Origin of the sequence: Christiangramia sp. OXR-203 (assembly GCF_034372165.1) — a bacterium.
Lineage (GTDB): Bacteria > Bacteroidota > Bacteroidia > Flavobacteriales > Flavobacteriaceae > Christiangramia.
The window spans coordinates 2,967,256-2,988,110 of record NZ_CP139698.1; the positions used below are offsets into that span (position 1 = coordinate 2,967,256).

At 40.3% G+C, this 20,855-nt stretch carries 17 protein-coding genes; 2 read left to right on the top strand and 15 right to left on the bottom strand.

What is annotated here, in order from left to right; translation table 11 throughout:
* Positions 1-24: 24 nt before the first annotated feature.
* Together ruvA and T8I65_RS13675 are read right to left on the bottom strand one after the other, a co-directional pair.
* On the bottom strand, positions 25-606 hold the full coding sequence (gene ruvA, locus T8I65_RS13670; protein ID WP_322301119.1) for a Holliday junction branch migration protein RuvA: 582 nt from the start codon (positions 604-606) through the stop codon (positions 25-27).
* Positions 607-690: 84 nt separating this feature from the next.
* Positions 691-2,985, bottom strand: a complete 2,295-nt coding sequence (locus T8I65_RS13675; RefSeq protein ID WP_322301120.1) for an NADP-dependent malic enzyme — start codon at positions 2,983-2,985, stop codon at positions 691-693.
* Positions 2,986-3,108: 123 nt separating this feature from the next.
* Here T8I65_RS13675 and T8I65_RS13680 point away from each other — a divergent pair, with 123 nt between their 5' ends.
* Positions 3,109-3,879: an energy transducer TonB gene (locus T8I65_RS13680; RefSeq protein WP_322301121.1), complete on the top strand. Its 771-nt coding sequence runs from the start codon at positions 3,109-3,111 to the stop codon at positions 3,877-3,879.
* Here the strand turns inward: T8I65_RS13680 and queG are convergent.
* Genes queG through T8I65_RS13695 form a run of 3 tightly spaced genes read right to left on the bottom strand, consistent with a single transcriptional unit; the run spans position 3,876 to position 5,852 of the window.
* Positions 3,876-4,805, bottom strand: a complete 930-nt coding sequence (queG, locus tag T8I65_RS13685) for a tRNA epoxyqueuosine(34) reductase QueG (protein ID WP_322301122.1) — start codon at positions 4,803-4,805, stop codon at positions 3,876-3,878. The genes T8I65_RS13680 and queG overlap by 4 nt on opposite strands.
* A 44-nt stretch (positions 4,806-4,849) precedes the next feature.
* Positions 4,850-5,392, bottom strand: a complete 543-nt coding sequence (locus T8I65_RS13690) for a hypothetical protein (protein ID WP_322301123.1) — start codon at positions 5,390-5,392, stop codon at positions 4,850-4,852.
* A 22-nt stretch (positions 5,393-5,414) separates the two neighbouring features.
* Complete coding sequence (locus T8I65_RS13695; protein WP_322301124.1) at positions 5,415-5,852, bottom strand: cupin domain-containing protein; 438 nt, start codon at positions 5,850-5,852, stop codon at positions 5,415-5,417.
* A 72-nt stretch (positions 5,853-5,924) separates the two neighbouring features.
* On the opposite strand from T8I65_RS13695, the gene T8I65_RS13700 reads away from it, so the two are divergent.
* Positions 5,925-6,515 carry a TetR/AcrR family transcriptional regulator gene (locus T8I65_RS13700; RefSeq protein ID WP_322301125.1) on the top strand — a complete coding sequence of 197 codons (591 nt, stop codon included), beginning with the start codon at positions 5,925-5,927 and terminating at the stop codon, positions 6,513-6,515.
* A gap of 2 nt (positions 6,516-6,517) precedes the next feature.
* Here the strand turns inward: T8I65_RS13700 and T8I65_RS13705 are convergent, their stop codons facing one another.
* The 10 genes from T8I65_RS13705 to T8I65_RS13750 all read right to left on the bottom strand — a co-directional run bounded on the left by T8I65_RS13705 (position 6,518) and on the right by T8I65_RS13750 (position 20,824).
* Positions 6,518-7,852: a cytochrome P450 gene (locus T8I65_RS13705; RefSeq protein WP_322301126.1), complete on the bottom strand. Its 1,335-nt coding sequence runs from the start codon at positions 7,850-7,852 to the stop codon at positions 6,518-6,520.
* Between the two features lie 9 nt (positions 7,853-7,861).
* The gene (ruvB, locus tag T8I65_RS13710; RefSeq protein WP_322301127.1) at positions 7,862-8,884 is read right to left on the bottom strand and encodes a Holliday junction branch migration DNA helicase RuvB; all 1,023 of its coding nucleotides are present in this window, start codon (positions 8,882-8,884) and stop codon (positions 7,862-7,864) included.
* 3 nt (positions 8,885-8,887) lie between these two features.
* Complete coding sequence (locus T8I65_RS13715; RefSeq protein WP_322301128.1) at positions 8,888-10,069, bottom strand: S41 family peptidase; 1,182 nt, start codon at positions 10,067-10,069, stop codon at positions 8,888-8,890.
* A gap of 111 nt (positions 10,070-10,180) precedes the next feature.
* Positions 10,181-12,004 carry a cytochrome c oxidase subunit I gene (locus T8I65_RS13720; RefSeq protein WP_322301129.1) on the bottom strand — a complete coding sequence of 608 codons (1,824 nt, stop codon included), beginning with the start codon at positions 12,002-12,004 and terminating at the stop codon, positions 10,181-10,183.
* 39 nt (positions 12,005-12,043) lie between these two features.
* Positions 12,044-13,237, bottom strand: coding sequence for a cytochrome c oxidase subunit II (locus tag T8I65_RS13725; protein ID WP_322301130.1), 1,194 nt, complete (start codon positions 13,235-13,237; stop codon positions 12,044-12,046).
* A gap of 33 nt (positions 13,238-13,270) precedes the next feature.
* A complete protein-coding gene (locus tag T8I65_RS13730; RefSeq protein ID WP_322301131.1) occupies positions 13,271-14,677 on the bottom strand; it encodes a quinol:cytochrome C oxidoreductase in 1,407 nt (468 codons plus the stop codon).
* Between the two features lie 18 nt (positions 14,678-14,695).
* Complete coding sequence (locus T8I65_RS13735) at positions 14,696-15,388, bottom strand: cytochrome c (RefSeq protein ID WP_322301132.1); 693 nt, start codon at positions 15,386-15,388, stop codon at positions 14,696-14,698.
* Positions 15,389-15,393: 5 nt separating this feature from the next.
* Positions 15,394-15,921: a DUF3341 domain-containing protein gene (locus tag T8I65_RS13740; protein ID WP_322301133.1), complete on the bottom strand. Its 528-nt coding sequence runs from the start codon at positions 15,919-15,921 to the stop codon at positions 15,394-15,396.
* A 5-nt stretch (positions 15,922-15,926) separates the two neighbouring features.
* Positions 15,927-17,741 (bottom strand): NrfD/PsrC family molybdoenzyme membrane anchor subunit, encoded by a 1,815-nt coding sequence (gene nrfD / locus T8I65_RS13745; protein ID WP_322301134.1) that lies wholly within the window; start codon positions 17,739-17,741, stop codon positions 15,927-15,929.
* Positions 17,742-17,776: 35 nt separating this feature from the next.
* The gene (locus T8I65_RS13750; protein WP_322301135.1) at positions 17,777-20,824 is read right to left on the bottom strand and encodes a TAT-variant-translocated molybdopterin oxidoreductase; all 3,048 of its coding nucleotides are present in this window, start codon (positions 20,822-20,824) and stop codon (positions 17,777-17,779) included.
* Positions 20,825-20,855 lie beyond the last annotated feature (31 nt).

Here is a 20,855-nt window from a genome sequence, read left to right on the forward strand (position 1 = left end):
TCAGGTAATTGTTCTTCAATTTAATTACAGCTTTTTAAGAGCCATTTTTATAATAGATTCTACGGTGGATTCAGGATCATCCTTCAGAATCTTTTCTACAACCTTGCCAGCCTGGCGTCTATTGTAACCCAAGATCTCTAAAGCTGATAACGCTTCTTCCTTATTTGTATTGTTCGGAGTCATTAAAACTTCATCATCGCCCATCACCTTAAGCACTTTATCCTTGAGATCAAGAATGACTCTTTGAGCTGTTTTGGCGCCGATACCTTTCACACTCTGGATGGTAGGAACATCACCGGTCGCAATTGCATTGATCACCTCCTTTGGTTGCAAGGAAGACAGCATTACGCGAGCCGTGCTTGTGCCTACACCAGAAACGGAAATTAGAAGTTTAAAGATCTCTCTTTCAGATTTTTCAATAAAACCGTATAAGGTGTGCGAATCTTCCTTTACCTGTAGATAAGTATAAAGACTGATCGCTTCAGATTCAGGAATTAGTGAAAACGTATGCAGGGAAATATTTACGGTATATCCTATTCCGTTACATCCAATAACCACATAGGTGGGATTTTTTTCTATTAACTGACCCTTGAGGTGATGAATCATGCAAAAAAGTTGTGTTGAGGTTCAAATGTAGTAAAATAAAGCAAAGGCGGGAATCACCTTCCCGCCTTTACTTTATTTAAGGTATTAAGCTTTTTTGTTAGCCTTCTTTTCTTTCTCCTGTGCATCTATGACCGCTACTGCAGCCATATTCACCATTTCCTCTACACTTGCTCCAAGCTGAAGAATATGAACAGGTTTCTTCATTCCCATCATGATCGGGCCTATAGAATCTACATTGTTAAGTTCTTTGATAAGCTTATAAGTACTGTTAGCAGAATCCAGGTCTGGATAAATTAATGTATTTACCTTCTTACCGGCAAGTTTTGAAAAAGGGAATTTATTCTGAAGCATCTCACGATTCAAAGCGAAATCTGCCTGCAATTCTCCGTCAACACTAAGTTCCGGGTGAAACCTGTGCAGGTAAGAAACTGCTTCTTTTACTTTGGTCGCTCTTGGGTGTTTAGAAGATCCGAAGTTTGCGTAAGATACCATTGCGATTACAGGTTCCATTCCAAATAACTGAACCGTACGTGCTGTCATTTGTGCGATCTTGGCAAGATCTTTAGCTGAAGGATCTATATTAATCGAAGTATCACTAATAAATAGCGGACCTCTGGAAGTATTCATCACGTTCGTTGCCGCTACCCTGGAAACGCCATCTGCCAGCCCAATAAGTTCCAGCATAGGTTTTACCACCGTTGGGTAAGCTCTGGAATATCCTGAAAGTAATGCATCTGCATCTCCTTCATTGACCATCATCGCGGCAAAATAATTCCGTTCTCTTAGTAATTTTTCGGCATCGTATTTAGTTACGCCACTTCTATGCCTGGTTTCCCAGTATTTGTAAGCGTATTTTTTCCTGTTTTCCTCTTCATCATCAGATTTTGGGTCAATAATGACCACATCATCTTCCTGAAAATCGATCTCAGCCATTAATTCCTTGATCACTTCACTTCGTCCAAGAAGGATTGGGAATCCAATTCCTTCATCGTTTACGATCTGTGCAGCTTTAAGAACATCAAGATGATCTGCTTCAGCAAAAACGATTCGTTTAGGGTTTGTTTTAGCACGGTTTTGCAACAAACGGGTGATCTTGTTCTCATTACCCATACGTTCCAGTAACTCTTCCTCGTAACGTTGCCAGTCATCGATCCCTTCCCGGGCAACCCCACTTTCCATGGCAGCTTTGGCAACTGCAGGCGGGACTTTAGCAATCAATCTCGGATCGAAAGGCTTCGGAATAATATAATCAGGTCCAAAATTTAACCTGGTTTCGCCATATGCAATATTCACCTGCTCCGGCACCGCTTCTTTAGCCAATTCTGCCAGTGCTTTCACAGCGGCTTTTTTCATTTCTTCATTGATCTTGGTCGCGCGTACATCTAGTGCTCCACGGAAGATAAATGGAAAACCAAGAACATTATTCACCTGGTTTGGATGATCGCTTCTACCTGTCGCCATGATGATATCTTTCCTGGTATCCATCGCCAGGTTGTAATCGATCTCTGGATTAGGATTGGCCATTGCAAAAACGATAGGTCTTTTCGCCATGCTTTTAAGCATTGCCGGACTTACAATATTTGCAATAGAAAGACCCACGAATACATCGGCATCCTTCATTGCTTCATCCAATGTGTCGATCTTACGGGCAGTAGCGAATTCTGCTTTTTCTTCGGAAAGATTTGGTCTGTCTTTTCTAATAACACCTTTACTATCAAGCATCACGATGTTTTCAGCTTTGGCACCAAAAGCCTTGTACAGCTTGGTACATGAAACTGCAGCGGCTCCTGCTCCACTAATGACGATCTTCACTTTGCTCATCTTTTTCTTAGCCAGCTCCAAAGCATTCAGCAATGCTGCTGCTGAAATGATCGCGGTTCCATGCTGATCATCATGCATAACCGGAATATCCAGTTCTGCTTTTAAGCGTTGTTCAATTTCAAATGCTTCAGGAGCTTTGATATCTTCCAGGTTGATTCCGCCGAAAGTAGGCGCAATATTCTTAACCGTTTCTATGAACTTATCTACGTCTTTTGTGTCTACTTCGATATCGAAAACATCAATATCTGCAAAGATCTTAAAAAGAAGACCTTTTCCTTCCATCACCGGCTTTGATGCTTCTGGACCTATATCCCCAAGACCCAGAACGGCAGTACCATTAGAAATCACAGCCACCAGGTTTCCTTTGGTAGTATATTTGTAAACATTCTCCCTATCTTTTTCAATCTCTAGACATGGCTCAGCTACACCTGGAGAATAAGCCAGAGAAAGGTCTCTTTGCGTGGCATATTTCTTAGTTGGTACAACTTCAATTTTCCCGGGCTTAGGTTTAGCGTGGTAAACCAATGCCTCTCTTCTTTTTCTGGAAGTGTTACTCATAATTTTAAGTTTTCGGCTAATTAGCAAAGTTAATAAGGCTGCTGTCCTTAGAGAAATAAAAAGAACAAAAGCTTCAAACGTATTTCTAAGATAATTTATACTTTGGAGGCCTAAATTATTTTCATGATCAAAAGTCTGTTTTTAGCACTTTTCCTGGTGCCTGTGTATACATTTGCGCAAAATCTATCCATAAACGAGGTAGACAGTCCACCACTTATAAAGGGATACTGCGAAGAAGACCCTTCGGAAGAATGTTTTACCATTTCTATAAGTCAGTTTATGAACAGTAATGCTAAAATTGCTGACATCATTAAATCGAAAGAATCGGGAAAGGCGTATATCCAGTTTACGGTGAATGAAACGGGAGAGATCATTAATGTACGATCACGATCCAAATTCCCCACCATCGCCCGGGTAGCAGAAGATGCAGTGAAAGAATTGACGATCGCTCAACCTGCAATGTTAAATAACCAACCCGTAGCGATCACTTACACCTTGCCGTTTAAATTTAGAAGCCTTGAAATAGGGAATGATAGCGCCAGAATTTTAGGGGATGGAGATTTTGCAAACATAACCGATGTGAATGAAGTAGCAACTCCACCTGAGTTTCGAGGCTACGACGCAGGAATTAGAAATATAGTAGATCGCTATAAGTATGATCTTAGAATGAAACTCAGGCAAATGAGTTATGAAGACAAACAAATTGATCTACTGAAAATTTCATTGATCATCGAAGAGAATGGGGAGATCTCCAGAAAAATGGTAATTCATCCCAAGCGTAAACTTCAGAATATTGTAAAAGCTGAAGTAGATAGGATCGTGATCGAGCAAGCAGCTACAAATAAGAATGGAGAAAATGAAAAAGTACTTATTTCTTATGACTTCTCGACTTAGTCACGTTTAAGAAACTCAATATTTCGCTTGAGACCCTCAAATTTTGTTCGTTTCACGGCAGATTTTCTGAAGATCTCATTGAAAGTTTCCCGGGTGATCTCTTCCCAGTCTTTTTTTGAGTTTTTAAGAAGTTCAGGATGCGGATTGAATAATGGCTCCTGGTGAGGTTTAGAAAATCGATTCCACGGGCAAACATCCTGACAAACATCACAGCCAAACATCCAGTCATCAAATTGATTCTTCATACTCTGTGGAAGCTCATCCTTCAGCTCAATGGTGAAATAAGAAATACACTTACTGCCATCAACTTTGTAAGGTTCCACGATCGCTTCCGTAGGACATGCATCGATACAGGCGGTACAGCTTCCGCAGTGATCGGTAACGGGAGTATCGTATTCCAGATCAAGTTGTACGATCAATTCAGCAATAAAATAGAAAGAGCCAGTTTGTTTCGAAAGCAAATTTGAATGCTTCCCGATCCATCCGAGTCCGCTTTTTGCAGCCCAGGCCTTGTCCAGAACCGGCGCTGAATCTACAAAAGCACGACCGTGAAAATCACCGATTTCTTCCTGTAGGGTAGCGAGCATTTCCTTCAATTTATCCTTGATCACAAAATGATAATCTCGACCGTAAGCATATTTACTGATCTTATAGGACTCGCTGTTTTGTATTTCTGAAGGATAATAGTTCAGCAGTAGAGAAATAACGCTTTTTGAACCTGGAACCAGCAAGGTAGGATCCAGACGCTTATCGAAATAATTCTCCATATAGCGCATTTCGCCATGCATATTCTCCTGAAGCCAGCTTTCCAGTCTTGGCGCTTCCTCTTCCAGAAATTCAGCTTTTGAAATTCCGCATGACAAAAAGCCGAGGCGTTTTGCTTCGGCTTTAATAAGTTGTGAATATTTTGCTGCTGAAGGATTCAAAGACTGAATTTAGAGCAGCTAATGTAAAAATTAAATAGCTGAGATCATTGGAGTGTGGGATTAAATGGCGCAAAAACTCCATCGGGATTTTCCAGTCCCACCCAGGCGTGTAGCGTCCACCCTCCAGCGGCGCAATTGAGATGCCAGTGATCATCTTCCCCGATGAAAGGTCCCTCGGGTATTGTATAATCTTCAGTTTGATCGCAGTTAGGAACCGGGATCAAATACTCTGCAGCTACGAATTGCATTTTCCCGTTTTCATCTGGATGATATACCAGAATTTCAGGTTTTAGCAAATCGAACTTCATATCTACATATTCTTCTTTGGCATAATGATAGCCCATACCAGGTACAAGCGGACTCACCTGTACATAACCCTGATCCACAGCCACATTAAAATTGTGAAACCTTCGCATCGCTTTGGCAAGCATTTCCAGCTGATCATCCAAAGTCTCAGCCTTCTCAACCTTGAAATCATAGGACTGTAAGTTCTCATTTTCAAATGGATCTGAACTACAGGAACTAATTAGTGCTAATAATAGAACTGGCAAAACCAGAAATGGTTTCGTAAATAAATTCGTTTTCATCTATATATATTTTTGTTGGTTCCTATTCCATTTGAATGATCATATCATAATCGCCCGCAGTATTTAATACCTCCTGAATAATTTCTGGAGCAACCGACTTTTCCATAGCATTTTCCTCACTGGTGGGTATCCCGTATTTTCGAAAGAATTCTGCGAATCTTTTAGGACTGTGAATATTTACCCATTTACAGTTTTCGCTCTTGGAGTTCACGAAAGTGTGCAGCGTTTTTGGGGGAATGTCTATTGATTCCCCCGCTTTCACATTTCTCTGCTCGCCATTGATGATGAAATCCATCTCCCCCGTTACGATATAAAAAGACTCATGTAAATTTTCATGATAATGTGGTGGTGGACCAGGTACCTGGCTAAGGGATTCGCCAATAATAAGATCGTAGTCACCCGAAAGATTCTGCACTGAAACTTTGCGACCTAACACCCATGATTCTAATTCGTTACGCATCTTATGAGATTTTAGTCTCGTAAATATATAACGGAATTTTGTAGAATCAAAGTTTTATAAGATATTTGTCTCATGAGTAAACAATATATCCAAAAAGGAAGAAAGACTCAGAAGCTGAAAACCCGGGACAAAATCCTTAGAAGCACACAAAAGTTGCTGGAAAAGAACCAGGACATAAGCCTTGAGGATGTTGCTAAGGAAGCAGGTATATCCAGGGCAACGATCTATCGTTACTACTCCAGTATCGATGTACTGGCTGCAGAAGCAGTACTGGACCTGAATACTAAAAGTTCGGAAGATCTCTATGATGAGGTTGCTGGGAAAGACCTGAAAGAAGCTATTCTATCCATGCAGAATTATTACAACCAGTTAACCATTGACAATGAATCTGGTTTTAGAAAATATATGAGTGTAGTCCTGAACAATGATCATAGTGATAAAATGCGTGGTGCACGCCGCAAAAAATCCTTACTGATGTTACTGGAGAATAAGGCTCAGCACATGAGTGCTCAGGACAAGGAAAATTTAGCGAATATTACCACAGTCTTGATGGGTATTGAAGCCTTCGTAGTCACCAAAGACGTATGCGGTTTAAACAATGTAGAATCTAAAAATCTATTGAACTGGGGAATGGAAAAATTGCTGGAATCAATATTAAAGTAAATCTATCTTTTTGAGAACTTCAGAATAGCATTATTAGGCTTTAGAGTTATCAATGGTTTTATTTCGATCTCGGAATTCACCGGCTGCAATTTGTAATCGTTCATCAATTCTGCAACCGCAATGATCATCTCGAACATCGCGAAGTTATTTCCAATACATTTTCGTGGTCCCGCACCAAATGGGAAATATTGTGAGGAATATTGTCTTCCGCCTTCAGCGAACCTTTCTGGCATAAAAGTGTCTGGCTCCTTCCATAGATCTGGGTGTCTATGAACTTCGTGCAATGAAAACAGCAAATTGGAGCCCGGCTCAAAATATTTGCCTTCAAATTCAAATTCCTCAAGATTCACCCGGTCTATAAAATATGCTGGAGGATACATACGCATCGATTCCTCTAGAACCATTTGAGTGAATGGCGCATTAGTCACTAAATGCATTAGATCATCGCTTTCCTTCTTCAAAGTTGAAACCTCCTTGTAGATCTTTTCCTGCCATATAGGATTAAATGCGAGTAACTGAGCTGTAAATGTTAACGAATTCGAGGTAGTCTCATGTCCCGCAGTAAACAGAATCAGGATCTCATCAATAAGTTGTTCTTCATCCATGAAGTTCCCGTCGTCATATTTCGCATCCAGCAGCATATCCAGAAGATCATCATATCGATTTCCTGAAGACTGTCGTTCGTGAACTATAGTTCTTAAAATACTCCTTGCCTCCTCTGTAAGTTGAAGATAACTATCAATTTTTCCACTCAATCTAAACCACCACCCAAGATAGGGTTGCCTTAATTCTTTTACCAGCATTTGCTGCGTGGCTTCAGTTATATATTGGAGTCGGTTGATCTCAGTTTGATTCGCAGCACTACTAAAAAGTGATTTTACAACCGTTTGAAAAGCAAGATCGTTCATAATAGGAAAAATATCAATTTCCTTCCCGTTCTCGATTTTTTCATATTCGGCACAAATTGCTTCCTTAATGGAATCAAGTAAATTGGCAAGTTGCTTTTTATGGAATGCCGGTTGAATCAACTTTCGTTGTTTCTTCCAGTGTTCTCCTTCTGAAGTAAGCAGACCTTTACCCACATATTTCACCAGGTCTTTGGTCTGTATCTCAGATTTCACAAAATTCTTCTGGTTCTTCTGAAGCACATATTCCACGAGAGCTGCATCCCTGCTGAAAATGACCGATTTACTAAAACCGATCTTCAATCGAAAAGTATCTCCCTTTTCTTCAAAGTTCTTCTTATGAAAGGGTAACGGATTTTTTAAAATATTGGCTGAATGCTTTAAAAATTTAGCCAGTGAAACTTCGGGAATATTATTCTCTTTCTCCTTCATGATACTTTTTTAAAACAATCCATTCTGCCCGGGAGTCTTGGTTCTTCCAAGGTGTCGGTAGGCATGCTCGGTCACTTCCCTTCCTCGAGGTGTCCGGTAAATAAATCCCTGCTGAATCAAAAATGGTTCATAAACCTCTTCAATAGTTTCAGCACTTTCACTTACAGCTGTCGCCAGGGTTGTAATACCTACAGGACCACCTTTAAACTTGTCGATGATGGTTTCCAGGATCTTATTATCCATTTCATCCAGCCCATGCGCATCCACATTTAAGGCTTTTAAGCTATATCTGGCGATTTCTATATCGATCTTTCCGTTACCTTTTATCTGTGCAAAATCCCGTACCCTTCTTAGCAAGGCATTTGCAATACGCGGAGTTCCCCTACTTCTTCCTGCAATCTCAATAGCTGCTTCCTGTGAAATTGGAACTTTGAGAATCTCAGAACTTCTTTCCACGATGCCTGATAGCAGTTCTGTAGAATAATACTGTAGTCTACTGGAAATACCAAATCTCGCCCGCATAGGAGCTGTTAATAGTCCTGAACGCGTTGTCGCACCAATTAGAGTGAAAGGATTCAAATTGATCTGTACAGTTCTGGCGTTTGGACCGGTTTCCAACATGATGTCGATACGATAATCTTCCATGGCAGAATATAGGTATTCTTCTACTATAGGACTCAATCGATGAATTTCGTCTATAAACAGAATATCACGTTCATCGAGATTTGTGAGCAGACCGGCGAGGTCTCCGGGTTTATCCAGAACGGGACCCGAGGTGATCTTTATACCAACATTGAGTTCATTAGCCAGTATATGTGCCAGGGTGGTTTTACCCAAACCTGGAGGTCCATGAAACAAGGTATGATCCAGCGCATCTCCACGCATGTTCGCAGCCTGAACAAAGATCTGCAGGTTCTCCAGCACTTGTTCCTGTCCCGCAAAGTCGTCAAAACTAAGGGGCCTTAAAGCTCTTTCTATATCAAATTCTTCAGGAGAAAGATTCTCTCCACTGGCATCCAGGTTCTCGTTCATCGTTTATTTGCTTTTCGCAATATATTCTTTAGTCTGCTTGATCCAATCTTCAGAATTTTCCAGATTAATCTCTGGCTGCACTCCTACAGACTCATATTCCAGATATTTTTTATCGCCTTTAAAAGTAAAGAATCCTTTGAAGTTATAGCAGGGAAAATCATAAGTTTTGCCAAGTTCATACGCGATAGTTCCGCTAGTTTTACTTCCAAGTAAGGTTACATTTTTAAACTTCTGAAGTCTTAGAGCAAACTGCTCTGCATTGCTCGCAGTATTCCCATTTATCAAAACATACAATTTTGCCTCCTTATAATTTTTGCGCAGATATTTATAGAGAATATCAGAATTTCTATCACCACCGCCACCATTGTCGCGAAGATCCAGGATCAGGTCTCTAGTAACAGGTTTCTCTTCCAGACTTTTATAGAAGTTTTCTGCATTCTTCAAGGTTGGATTGTAACCCGAAAAACTTCCAATTCTCATATAAGTAATATCCCCTGATAACGAATATTGATAAGTCCCATTAGCCTTTACCCTGGAATAATCTGGTGTGGCATTGGATTTTGAAAGCTGTAGTTTGGAGATATGACCATTCTTAATCTCCAATGGGAAATTCACAAGTTTTTTATCATGAAACTGGCCTATGGCTGCAAGATATCGACCATTCCCGTATTTCAGGAATTGACCGATAATTTCTCCTTTCTGCCATACCTTCTTTCCACCGCTAAGATTCACTACTATCAAATTCTCTTCGGAAGCATATACTCCTATGCTAAAACCATTACGGGAATAGATACCCTCAACATCTTCTAGTGGTTTAATTTCAAGTTGCGTTTTTAATCTATCCAGATCACCTTCAAACTTTGGAAATTCATGATAGAGTGTATCTGATTGTTTTACTTCATAACCGACTTCAGAATACATCATATTATGCCGATCATTGAGCGTAACAAGTATCTTGCTCATCTGCTGGAAACAATCATATTCTGTGTAGTTTCCGGTATACGAATAATTATTGGCCGCACTTAATGTCTCATTGTATACAAATAGGTCTGATGTATTCCTGGTGACAGGTAATTTTTGGATTGTCTTAGCCAGAACTTCAATGTTCTTAGTGCATTGGCAATCACTCTGTGACGAAACACTGAAGCTAATTATCAAAAGCAAGCAAGAGAATAAATATTTCATTTCAGTTGATTTGTAAAAAGATATTACAATTTGAGAAGTCGGTAAAACTTATAGAATAAAAAAAGCCTTTTCCGTGGTGGAAAAGGCTTTCTAAATATACTTAATGTTCTTCTAGTGATTTAATTCTTCCTCACCTTCTTGAAGTGGCGTCGTTTGCGGCACGAAATCCTGACCGGCAATTACATACTCACCATCTTCTCCGGTTTTAGAGTAATCGTATGGCCATCTGTAAACTGATGGTATTGCTCCTGGCCAGTTTCCATGTACATGTTTTACAGGAGTAGTCCATTCCAGTGTATTCGATCTCCAAGGATTCATTACTGCCTTCTTTCCGTAGAACATAGAAGAGAAGAAGTTATAAATAAACACCAACTGAACTAAAGCGGTAATGATAGCAGCTACCGTAATGATAACATTTACATCTGCATAGTCATCGAAGTATGGAAATTCAGTATTAGTATAATAACGCCTTGGAAGACCAGCGATCCCGATAAAGTGCATTGGGAAAAAGACGCCGTAAGCACCTACAGCTGTTACCCAGAAGTGGATATAACCAAGATTCTTATTCATCATTCTACCAAACATCTTAGGGAACCAGTGGTAAACCCCGGCAAATAGTCCGTATAACGCAGAGATACCCATTACCAGGTGGAAGTGAGCAACCACGAAGTACGTATCATGAACGTTAATATCCAGTGTAGAATCCCCAAGGATAATACCTGTTAAACCACCCGTAATGAAAGTAGATACAAGACCTATCGAGAATAGCATTCCCGGGTTCATCTGTAAATTACCTTTCCAGAGGGTAGTGATATAGTTAAAAGCTTTTACTGCTGACGGTATCGCAATTAATAATGTGGTAAATGTAAATACAGACCCAAGGAACGGATTCATACCAGATACGAACATATGGTGACCCCAAACGATCGTAGATAAGAATGCGATAGCCAGAATAGATGCTACCATCGCACGATATCCAAAGATTGGCTTACGTGAGTTTGTAGCGATAATTTCTGAAGTGATCCCGAGTGCAGGAAGTAATACGATATAAACTTCAGGGTGACCAAGGAACCAGAATAGGTGTTCGAACAGTACTGGAGAACCTCCCTGGTGACTTAACACCTCTCCTTTAATAAAGATATCACTTAAGAAGAAGGATGTACCAAAACTTCTATCCATGATCAATAATAATGCGGCTGAAAGTAATACAGGGAACGATACAACTCCAATAATAGCTGTTACAAAGAACGCCCAGATAGTAAGAGGAAGTCTGGTCATAGACATCCCTGCAGTTCTAAGGTTCAATACCGTAACGATATAGTTCAAGGATCCTAGTAGTGAGGATGCAATGAAGATCGCCATAGAAACTAACCATAATGTCATCCCTGTTCCAGAACCGCTAATTGCCTGTGGTAATGCAGATAATGGAGGATAAATTGTCCAACCTGCCATTGCTGGACCTGACTCCACAAATAATGAACAAAGCATGATCACTGAAGAAAGGAAGAACAACCAGTAGGAAACCATGTTCAAGAATCCTGAGGCCATATCCCGCGCACCAATTTGCAACGGAATTAATAAGTTTGAAAATGTACCAGAAAGTCCGGCGGTTAATACGAAGAATACCATGATGGTACCGTGAATAGTAACAAGCGCCAGGTAAATACTTGGTGACATTACTCCTTCCGGTGCCCAGCGTTCTCCTAATAATGCTTCAAATACCCAGAAAGACTCTGCTGGCCATGCAAGCTGAATACGGAAAAGGATGGACATCCCAATACCTACTATTCCCATTAGAAGACCTGTGATAAGATATTGCTTCGCAATCATCTTATGATCGGTACTGAAAATATACTTTGTTATAAAAGTTTCCTTATGATGATGTCCGTGATCATCGTGGTGATCGTGTGCCGGTGCTGTTGCAGTTGCTGACATATCTCTAATTTCTTTATCTTAAAATTGTACGTTCGTTATCTATTCTACTGAAGCTACTGCATTCTCACCTTCTGGTGCATTTTCAGTCTCCATCTCCCCTTCTGAATCTTCTTGCATTGACTCTGGAGTGCCATCTCCAGCAGTATCTTCTGGTCTATCTACATTCTGACTACTTTCTTCCATAGTACTCCCAAAAGTAGGCTGCTCTGCCATCCATGCATTGAAATCTTCTTCAGATTCTACTACGATCTTCATCTGCATGTTGTAGTGAGCCTGTCCACAGATTTTGTTACATAGTAAGAAGTATTCAAACTCATACTCATCAAGTGTAGGTTCTCCCTGCGCTCTTAATGCTTCGTTACGTTCGTTTCTAACTTCATTTACACTCTTCACCTTATCACGCATATATTCGCTTTCTCTCATTTCTTCGGAAGTGATCGTTGGAGTAAAGCCAAACTGAGTGATCATTCCAGGCACTACGTTCATTTGTGCACGGAAGAATGGGAAATAAGCTGAGTGCAATACATCCTGAGATCTGAATTTGAAAAGGACTGGTCTGTTTACCGGTAAATGTAATTCAGTAGTGATAACGTCATCCTTTCCATAAGAATCAGATTCATCCACACCTAATTGGTTCACACCTTCGATAAAACGAACATTTGCTTTTCCTAATGTGTTGTCTTCACCGGAATATCTCGCTCTCCAGTCAAACTGGTAAGCGTAAACTTCGATCACCAGTGGATCTTCGTCTTCGTTGATATTCATGATATCACTCCAGGTAAATAATCCGTAGATGATAAGACCAGCAAGAGTAATTACAGGAATGATCGTCCAGATAAATTCCAGTTTATCATTATCTGCGTAGAATAATGCCTTTTGAGTTTTCTTCCCTTTGTATTTAAAAGCAAAGTAGTGCAGTAAACCCTGAGTAATGATCTGTACGAACATGATTAATCCGATAGACACAAACATCAAGGTGTCATATTCCGAACCATGTTCAGAAGCAGCTTCCGGAAGGTAGAATTTACTGTATTCCCAGAAGCAGAATATGGTTATAACGTAAAGGAAAATTACAAATGCTAGCATCAGGATCCCGTGAGTACGGTTATCCTTATCGTTTGCAACCTGTGAAGTATCCTCATCTGATCCCTTCGATAACTGAAAGATCTTGGAGATCTGCCAACCTGTTACGGCCAGAAGTGCGAGTACTATGATTACTAAAAATACGGTCATTTTATAAGTTCTTCTTTAAACAATCAATCTTTATTAATAGTGGTAATGTTTACTTTCTTTCAAGTATGGATTACCTTTTACAAGTAGCGGTGCCTTTGTAAGTGAATTGAACACTATGAAGGAGAATAAACCTCCAAACAATAGTATTGAACTAATTTCAGGAATTCCAATGAACCAGGACTCCCCAACTGTCGCAGGCATTACCATTACGTAAACGTTGATGTAGTGACCGCATAGAATTATAATACCGGTCATCACTACAAACCAGTTAACCCGTTTGTAATCGCTGTTCATCAACAATAATACCGGGAAAAGGAAATTTGTTACGATCATACCCCAGAAAAGTATAGGATAATCATTCATTCTCTGAATGAAGTATACCACCTCTTCAGGAATATTTGAATACCATATCAACATAAACTGAGAGAACCATAGGTAAGTCCAGAAAATACTGATCCCGAACATGAATTTCGCAAGATCATGAATATGACTATTATTTACGAACTCAAGGTACCCTCTCGATTTTAGATATATTGTGATTATAGCGATCGTGGTAATCCCTGATACGAACATACTAGCAAATACGAACCAACCGAATAATGTACTAAACCAGTGTGGATCCAAACTCATGATCCAGTCCCATGACATCATGGATTCGGTTACGATAAAGAATACCAGGAATCCTGCAGATAGCTTAAAAGTCTTTTTAAAGATCGAAAGATCTGTTGCATCGTCCATCTTTCTGGAGTTCTTTACAATCAAGTGTCTGAAGATCGCCCATCCACCAAGGTAGATAGCAGCTCTAATTAAGAAAAATGGTACGTTTAAGTATGCAGTTTTATTCTGAATGATTTCATCGTGTGCTACTACTTCCGGATCCATCCATACAAATAGATGATTTAAGTGTAAACCTGAAAGAACAAGTATTACGAACACGATAAGCCCTCCAGGTAGCAAGTAAGCAGTGATAGCTTCCATTACTCTGAATAATACCGGTGACCAACCTGCCTGTGCAGCATATTGAACAGCATAAAAAGCCATAACTCCTAAAGAGATCATGAAGAAAAAGAATGCAGCCACGTAAAGTGCAGCCCATGGTTTGTTCTGTAACTGGTGCAGGATGTGCTCCATATGCTCAGCCTCATGGGATGCTTCTTCACCATGACCTGCTTCAGCATGGTCTGCGTCAGCGGCATGATCTGTATTATCTTCAGTGTGTTCTATAGTTTCAACTTCAGTGTTTCCACCAGGAATCTGCTCGACGTTAACTTCGTGAGTTTCATCTGTCGCATGCTCTTCCCCGTGATGTTCAGAAGCCATCATTGCCTCCACATCCTCGATAGTTTCTGGAGCCGCGATAAACCCGTAAACGAGACCTATTGCTCCCACAACCATACAAATGATTGCTGCTAATTTTATTTTACTGGATAGCGTATACATATTGATAGATCTAAATCTTTATTCTTGAGTTTCGGTTTGGTTGTTTTCAGTAGCACCTTCAGCAGCGGTATCGCCAGCATCCTCATAGATATTAGCATCTGCTCTGGAAGGAAGAAGGCTTGTTTGCTCTTCTTCAAATTCTCTTTCAGGTTTACCTTCCAACTTATCTTTTAAGCTCATCACATAGTGATCGATCTGCCAGCGTTCTTCGATAGAAGTCTGCGAAGCATAAGATCCCATGTTATTAATTCCGTAGTACATCACGTGATAAACACTACCTTCAGTGATTGCTCTACCTGCATCATCATAGGATGGTACACCAAGAATCTTCTCTCTTTCTACAAGAATTCCTTTCCCATCTCCTTTGTCACCGTGACAAACTGCACAATAAATAGTGTACAAACCTTTACCTTCTGCAAGATTATCCTGAGTATATGGAATTGGATTGTTAAGATTTGCCTTTGCATTCGCAAGTCCTGCAGCAGAATTTTCGTAATCATACGGCATCCATCCTCTTGGAATAGATCCTTCTACCGGTAATTTTGCCTCCTGAGCATTCTCGAATACATTGTACTCGCCGTAGGTTTCGTAACCTACAGATTCATACATATCTGGCATATACTGATAGTTTGGATCCTCCTTGTCATTGCAGGAAACAACTGCAAAGCCAAGCAGACAAAATCCTATAGTTTTATGGAACAAACTTCTCATTATCACTATTTATTATCTATTAATCTAATTTCAGATGCTCCAGTATCGTAAAGAAACTTAGTAAGATCATCTATGTTATGGTTCGCAGCATCCACTTCCATAAGAAACAGGTCATCTGTTGTTCTTACATCAGGGTTCTCAGCTTTTTTGAATGGCCATAATCTACTTCTCATGTAGAAGGTGATTACCATAAGGTGAGCTGCAAAGAATACTGTAAGCTCGAACATGATAGGTACGAACGCCGGCATATTCTGAAAGAAACTGAAACTTGGTTTACCACCTATATCCTGTGGCCAGTCTTCGATCATGATGAAATTCATCATTGCAATTGCAACACAGAGACCAACAACCCCATACATAAATGAAGTGATAGCCAATCTAGTTGGAGCAAGTCCCATTGCCTTATCTAGTCCGTGAACCGGGAATGGACAATAAATCTCACCAATATGATAGCGTGCTTCACGAATCTGCTTTACAGCTTGTAATAGCAGATCGTCATCTCGGTAAATAGCGTGTAAAACTTTAGATGCCATCCTGATTATTTATTTTTTAGTTTGTTTGCCTGTTCAACCCAACCTGCTCTATTCTCCTGAATAGGGAAGTTCTCGATCACTTCATCAAGCAATTCAAAATCCTGTTCTGTTAATCTACTTACCTGATCAAAAAGATAAATTCCAACCTGGTGTAGGTGTTGTTGAAGTAATGGTCCAACATTCTTAAGCCTGGTTAGATCATCTGCATCCTGCTTAGCTGGATCGTAAGTACCAATTCTACCAAGCATCTCATCGATACGGTCTTTCATTACTTCTGAAACAACCATTCCATCTGCATTCACTGTCTCTTCATGAACATGGTCTGCTTCTGTGGTAGTGGTATGTTCAGTATCTTCAATTTTATTATGAATTCCGGCTTCTACATTCTGCTTAGGATTTCTTCCTACTGCCTGCGGATCATAATGCAGCGCATCATCACCCTTTTCAGCTCTTAATCTTTTATACTTGTCTCCGGAAGCTTTCAGGATGGTTTTAACCTCTGCCTGAGCGATCACAGGGAATGAACGGGCGTACAATAAGAATAATACAAAGAAGAATCCAATGGTACCAATAAAGATCCCGATATCTACAAATGTTGGAGAGAACATCGTCCATGAAGACGGTAGGTAATCACGGTGAAGCGAAGTCACAATAATTACGAAACGCTCAAACCACATTCCTATGTTTACAACGATCGATATAAAGAAAGAGAACATGATGCTGGTACGTAGTTTTTTGAACCACATGAACTGTGGTGAAAACACGTTACAAGTCATCATACTCCAGTATGCCCACCAGTAAGGTCCGGTAGCCCTGTTAAGGAATGCATACTGCTCGTATTCCACTCCTGAATACCAGGCGATAACCAGCTCGGTAATATATGCAGTACCAACAATAGAACCTGTGATCATGATCACAATGTTCATTAATTCGATATGCTGAATAGTAATATAGTCTTCTAAGTTAGAAACCTTTCTCATGATGATAAGCAAGGTATTTACCATCGCAAATCCTGAGAAGATTGCTCCTGCAACGAAGTAAGGAGGGAAAATGGTCGTATGCCATCCCGGTATTACCGAAGTTGCAAAGTCAAAAGATACAATCGTGTGTACAGAAAGTACAAGTGGTGTTGCCAATCCGGCAAGTACCAGTGATACTTCTTCAAAACGTTGCCAGTCTTTAGCACGTCCACTCCATCCAAAGGATAGAATTCCGTAGACTTTCTTAGTAAAAGGAGTAATCGCACGGTCACGGATCATTGCAAAATCAGGTAGCAATCCAGTCCACCAGAATACCAGTGATACAGAAAGATAGGTTGAGATCGCAAATACATCCCAAAGTAAAGGAGAGTTAAAGTTCACCCATAGTGATCCAAATTGGTTTGGAATTGGTAGTACCCAATATGCCAGCCATGGACGTCCCATGTGAATAAGAGGAAAAAGACCCGCCTGCATTACAGAGAAAATGGTCATCGCCTCTGCAGACCTGTTAATTGCCATTCTCCATTTCTGGCGGAAAAGCAGTAGTACGGCGGAAATAAGAGTACCGGCGTGACCAATACCTACCCACCATACAAAGTTGGTAATATCCCAGGCCCAACCTACGGTTTTATTTAGCCCCCAGGTTCCAATACCTGTAGAAATTGTGTAAACTATACATCCTACACCCCATAGAAAGGCAACAAGGGCAATAGAAAAAACTATCCACCAGGATTTGTTAGCCCGTCCTTCAACCGGAGCAGCAACATCAACCGTCACATCGTGATAGGTTTTGTTCCCGGTAACTAGAGGCTTTCGTATAGGCGCTTCGTAATGAGACATATCCTTATCTAATTGATTCTTAGTTATTAGTTATTTTAAGCTTCGGTTGTATTTCTAACCTTCGTCTGGTACATCACATTTGGTTTTGTACCTACATACTCCAGTAGATGATACATCCTGTCATCATTTTTCTTTTCAAGAATTTGTGTTCCTTCGTTATTCACATCTCCAAAGATGATTGCACCCTTATCACAGGCAGAAGAACAGGCAGTTTCAAATTCTCCATCTCTAAGCGCTCTACCTTCTCTCTTTGCATCAAGGATCGTTTTCTGAGTTTTCTGAATACACATAGAACATTTCTCCATAACCCCTCTGGAACGCACAGTAACATCTGGATTAAGAACCATTCTTCCAAGATCATTATTTAAATGATAATCAAATTCGTCATTCTGTGCATAGCTGAACCAGTTAAAACGACGCACTTTATAAGGACAGTTGTTAGCACAATATCTTGTACCCACACATCTGTTATAAATCATTTGGTTTTGTCCCTGTCTACCATGTGAAGTTGCCGCTACCGGACAAACTGTTTCACAAGGAGCATGGTTACAATGCTGACACATTACAGGCTGGAATACAACCTGAGGATTTTCAGCTGGCTGTTCTAGCTCGCCAAATTCTGAAAGGGAACTTCCAAGCCCTTCTATATTTTCTTTTTTCTCTAAATCATCTGTAAAGGTATCTTCAGAAGAGAAATATCGGTCTATACGCAACCAGTGCATATCACGGGATTTTCTAACTTCTTCCTTACCAACTACCGGTACATTATTTTCAGAATGACAGGCGATCACACATGCTGCACATCCTGTACAGGCATTTAGATCTATACTCATGTTGAAGTGAGGCCCGGTGGTTCTGTCAAAACTTTCCCAGATATCAACTTCTGGTGAAGTAACCGGAGTTTCCTGGTGATTCAGGGAAACTTCAGGAGTAGAGTTCCAAATATGAGCATCTCTGGTATTGAAAATTTCCAGAGTTGTCTCTTTTATAATATCACCTCTACCCATTAAGGTATTATGCAACTGAATACAGGCAAATTCATGTATTCCCGGAGCTTTTTCAATCTTAACCTTTTGCATAGACTTAAAGTCATTATACAAAGGATAAGCATTCACACCAGTCTGCATTTCTTCCTGAACTCCAGCTTTTCTACCGTAACCAAGCGCCAGACCAATAGATCCATCTGCCTGACCTGGCATAATATAAACCGGTACATTTTGAACTATGGTATCACCAACACTAAGATGAACATAACTTCCGTTTAGTCCACCATCAGCAACGTGATAGTTTTCCAGACCCAGCATTTCAGCATCTGTTCTGGACATAGTTACGTAGTTATCCCAACTCGCTCTTGTAAGCGGATCCGGAAGTTCCTGTAACCACGGGTTGTTGAACTGCTGTCCATCCCCGATCGCTACATTTGTATAAAGCGATAATTCAAATCCTTCTCCATCCAGATCATCAACATCTAAGGATATTGCATTTCCACCTGAAGCTGGCATTGAAGGCATAGGCACTGGGGAAGTTGCTTCAAAAACTCCGTCGTGGATTGCTTCACTCCAGGTTTTTGAACCTAATCCTCCAGACCATGTTTCTTTAAGGTATTCATAATAAGAAGCATCATTATCAGACCATTTTAGAAGTGTATCCTGAAATTGTCTCGTATCAAATAATGGTCTTATCGTTGGCTGCATTAAGCTAAAAGCCTGTTCTGTAAATTGAACATCTCCCCAGCTCTCCAAATAATGCGGAGTTGCAGCTACATATTTACTAAGTACAGAAGTCTCATCGATCCTGGTAGTGAAATCTACCACGGTTTCAACCTTTTTAAGCCCTTCTATAAATTCTTTTGCATTTGGAAGTGTATGAACAGGGTTAAGACCAGCGATTAATAAAGCACCAATACTTCCATTATTCATATCTTTTACTACCTGAGCAACTTCGCTGGCATTACCCTGACGAATAACTCTGGCATTAGAAACATCCATCACCTGGCTTCCAAGCGATTCATTAATTTCTAGAGCCCATTTTTGTGCTTCATCATCTGGAATACCACAAACTACTACAGCACCGCTACCAGCAGCTCTTAATTGTTTGTGGGCATTCTGTACAGCTTCGTTGATTCTCTCAGGAAGATCTCCTGAAGCAGACCCACCTCTTAAGGCAGCAAGTACAGCTTTTTGTTGAGAAGGTTTAACAGCTACACGCTTATCTGCATTGGCACCAGTTAAACTCATATTAGACTCAAACTGCACGTGACGAGACATCTCGCCATTCTTCGGAATTCTTGTATGTGCAAAAGCAGCATCAAAACCACCACCCTGCCAGTCGCCAAGAAAATCTGCCCCAACACTAACTACCATTTTCGCTTTTGAAAAGTCGTAATTAGGTAAAGCACGTCTGCCGTATTTAGCCTGAAAAGCATTTAGAGCAGCATCTTCTGAAATTGTATCGTAAACTACGTGACGTACATTACCATACTTAGCAGAAAACTCCTGAATTAATTTTGTAGTGGAAGGACTTGCAAATGTTTGCGTTAGAAGCACAATGTCTCCATTTGTATTTTCAAGGGCTGTTCTTGTCTCACGATCAAATTCTTCCCAGGATACATTTCTTCCTCCAATCATTGGGCGCTTAACCCTATTGTTATCATATAATGAAAGTACCGAAGCATGAACACGGGCATTTGCCCCTGTCTTAACTTCAGAAAGATCATTATACTCAACTTTTATAGGTCTACCTTCACGAGTTTTGATCAACACACTTGCGAAATCAAATCCATCTGCAATAGTAGAGGCATAATAATTCGCAACGCCAGGAACAATCCTGTCTGGTTGAACTACGTAAGGAATAGACTTTGTCACAGGGCCTTCACAGGCAGCCAGTGACGCCGCTGCTGTACTGAATCCAACATACTTAAGGAAATCTCTTCTTGTAGTTTTTGAATCTGCAAGCTTCTCTTTATCCCCAAGGAAATCTTCCACCGGGATCTCCTCAGTAAATTCCTTTTGCCGGAGCGTCTCAACAACAGAGCTACCATTTAGCTCTTCAACACTTTTCCAGTATTTCTTGTTTGATGACATATTATATCTAGATATTAGCTTCTTAAATTAA